The sequence below is a fragment of the Mesorhizobium sp. M1E.F.Ca.ET.041.01.1.1 genome, from assembly GCF_003997355.1.
GTDB lineage: Bacteria > Pseudomonadota > Alphaproteobacteria > Rhizobiales > Rhizobiaceae > Mesorhizobium.
The window spans coordinates 1-2,640 of the sequence record NZ_RZSL01000716.1 but is presented as its reverse complement, the minus strand read 5'-3'; the positions used below and the strand labels follow the sequence as shown (position 1 = coordinate 2,640).

Below are 2,640 nucleotides of genomic sequence, written 5' to 3'. Positions count from 1 at the left end.
ACATTCCGGCCTCGACCGCCAAGCAGGTCGTGGAAGACCTGCTTGGCGGTCGAGGCCGGAATGTCGAAGGCGATGCCGACGCTGCCGCCCGACGGCGAGAAGATGGCGGTGTTGATGCCGATCACCTGGCCGTTGAGGTTGAAGGTCGGGCCGCCCGAATTGCCGCGGTTGACCGAGGCGTCGATCTGGATGAAGTCGTCGTAGGGGCCGGCGCCGATGTCGCGGCCGCGGGCCGAGACGATGCCGGCGGTGACGGTGCCGCCGAGGCCGAACGGATTGCCGACGGCCACCACCCAGTCGCCGATGCGGATCTTGGAGTCGTCGGCGAAGTCGACATAGGTGAACTTGCCGCCGCCATCGACTTTCAGCACGGCGAGATCGGTGCGCGGATCGGTGCCGATCAGCTTGGCGTCGAGTTCCTTGCCATCATTGGTGACGACGGTGAAGTCCGAGCCTTCCGAAACGACGTGGTTGTTGGTGACGAGGTAGCCGTCCTCGGAAATGAAGAAGCCCGAGCCTTGCGCGACCGGACGCGGCTCGCCATTGCCGTGGTTGCGATGGTTGAACGGGCGCATGCCGAACTGCTGGCCGCCCTGGTCGCCGAAGCCGCGGAACTCCTTGAAGAAGCGGCGCAGCTGCGGATTGTCGGGCAGGTTGTCGAAGCCGTCCTGATTGTCGGAACCGTCATCGGCGGTCGGCTGGATCTTGGCCTTGACCTTGACGCTGACGACCGCCGGCGAGACGTGCTCGACGACATCGGCGAAGCTCGGAACCTGCGGGGCCTCGACGCGCACCGCATCGGCCAGCACGGGGGCGGTGCCGGTGGCAAGCGCGCCCACGCCGACCGCACCGACGACAGCCAGGGACGCGACGGCCGCCATCAGGCGCTTGCCGGTGCTGGAGTATGAATTGGGGGCAATATTCATGGGTTTTCGTATCCTCTTTCGAAGGGATGCCCTCAGGCGAAGCATCCTCGGGCAAGAGGATTAGAGCGGCGCACATTACGGCGCCATTTCCGGTACATGAAGATTTTGTAATGTTGGCGATCGGCAGGGATGCGTTGGGATCACGAGGTTCAAAAATGACCACGGGCCATACCAACCGAATTCGAGTCTCAGTCGATTGGGAGGCCAAGATGATCGAAGGCATCAAGCGCGGGATAGCCGATGCAAAGGCGGGCCGTGTGGTGCCTCACGAAGCTGCGATGGCGGAAATCGACGCGGTGATCGAGGCCGTGGACGCTGAGCGCACAGGCAAGGTGTGAGGTATGCCGCGCTCGGAGGCTAGGCGGAAGCACTCGCGACGGCACAGGAGTCTCGGCCAACCTCCGAGGTCCGCAATTCGTGCGTCAGTCGCGCAGCAGCTTGTCCAGCGCCGCCTGTTCCTCCGCGCTCAGAGCGCCGTCCGGCGCTGGCCGGCGCGAGCGGGCGCTCATCACGATGAAGATGCCGCCGGCCAGAAGCAGAAGCACCGGCGTGCCCCACAAAAGCGCGTTGCGCAGGCTGAAGCGCGGCTTCAACAATACGAACTCGCCATAGCGCGAAACGATGTAGTCCATCACCTGCTGGTCGGTGTCGCCGGCGACAAGGCGCTGGCGCACGAGGATGCGCAGGTCGCGCGCTAGGTCGGCGTCGGATTCGTCGATCGACTGATTCTGGCAGACCATGCAGCGCAGGCCTTCGGACAGCGCGCGCGCCCTCGCCTCCAGCGCCGGATCGGCCAGCACCTCGTCGGGCCTCACCGCCTGCGCCGTGCCGGCGAAGACCAGGGCCAGCAGGAGGAGCAGGAGGCCAAGCGAAAACTTCGCTTTCATGTCGCGCTCGCGGATGCTGCGGCGGCAGCCGGCTTGCGGCGCCTCGCGGGCGCGCCGACCCGCAGGCGGCGGTCGAGCAGCGACATGGCGGCGCCAGCCATCATCACCAGACCGCCGCCCCAGATCAGCGTCACCAGCGGTTTCCACCACAGGCGCACGACGACGGAACCGTCCTTGCCCTCGTCGCCGAGCGACAGATAGAGCTGGCTGAGGCCCAGCGTCCGGATGCCGGACTCGGTCGTCACGGTCTGCCGCGCCGGATAGAAGCGTTTTGCCGACGTGATCTCGCCGTCGGCATTGCCATTTGAGATCAGCAGGAAGCGGCCGCGGTCCTCGGTGAAGTTCGGGCCTTTTCGAGGGAACAGCCCTTCGAAGCGCAGCGTGTGGCCGGAGAGGTCCACCGTCTCGCCGGCGCGCATGGTGAGGATCTTCTCGGTGCCGAAGGACAAGGTGCCGACGATGCCGAGCAAGGTGAGCCCCAGCCCGAGATGGGCAAGGGCCGTGCCGAAGACCGAGCGCGGCAGGCCGGCGAAGCGCCTCAGAATGACGGCCGGCGTCACCGAGCCGACGCCGGACTTGACGGCAAGGTCGGTCAGCGCGCCGGCGACCAGCCAGACGGCGAGGCCGACGCCGAGCGCGGCGAAGACCGAGCCGCCGTCGATGAACAGGCCGGTGACCAGCATCGCGGCAATCGCCAGCGCGAAGGCGGCCATCAGGCGCTGGGAAGCGGCGAGCACGTCGCCGCGCTTCCAGGCAAGCAGCGGACCGAAAGGCACGATCGCCAGCAGCGGCAGCATCAGCGGGCCGAAGGTCAGGTCGAAGAAGGG

General features: G+C 66.6%; 3 protein-coding genes and 1 pseudogene. 1 reads left to right on the top strand and 3 read right to left on the bottom strand.

The genetic code is table 11. The features are described 5' to 3' along the window. On the bottom strand, positions 1-926 hold a 926-nt coding region (locus EOA38_RS33085), incomplete at its 3' end, for a trypsin-like peptidase domain-containing protein (protein WP_127301210.1). Positions 927-1,117: 191 nt separating this feature from the next. On the opposite strand from EOA38_RS33085, the pseudogene EOA38_RS33080 reads away from it, so the two are divergent. Then, positions 1,118-1,264: pseudogene (locus EOA38_RS33080) on the top strand (CopG family transcriptional regulator); the annotation flags it as partial. 84 nt (positions 1,265-1,348) lie between these two features. Here the strand turns inward: EOA38_RS33080 and EOA38_RS33075 are convergent. Next, the gene (locus EOA38_RS33075) at positions 1,349-1,813 is read right to left on the bottom strand and encodes a cytochrome c-type biogenesis protein (protein ID WP_126094981.1); all 465 of its coding nucleotides are present in this window, start codon (positions 1,811-1,813) and stop codon (positions 1,349-1,351) included. Continuing rightward, positions 1,810-2,640: cytochrome c-type biogenesis CcmF C-terminal domain-containing protein (locus EOA38_RS33070; RefSeq protein ID WP_281060139.1), on the bottom strand; the 831-nt coding region annotated here is incomplete at its 5' end. The genes EOA38_RS33075 and EOA38_RS33070, both read right to left, overlap by 4 nt.

Excerpts from the sequence above, each read along its gene's own strand:
- EOA38_RS33075 (WP_126094981.1), bottom strand. The coding sequence starts at position 1,813 with ATGAAAGCGAAGTTTTCGCTTGGCCTCCTGCTCCTCCTGCTGGCCCTG.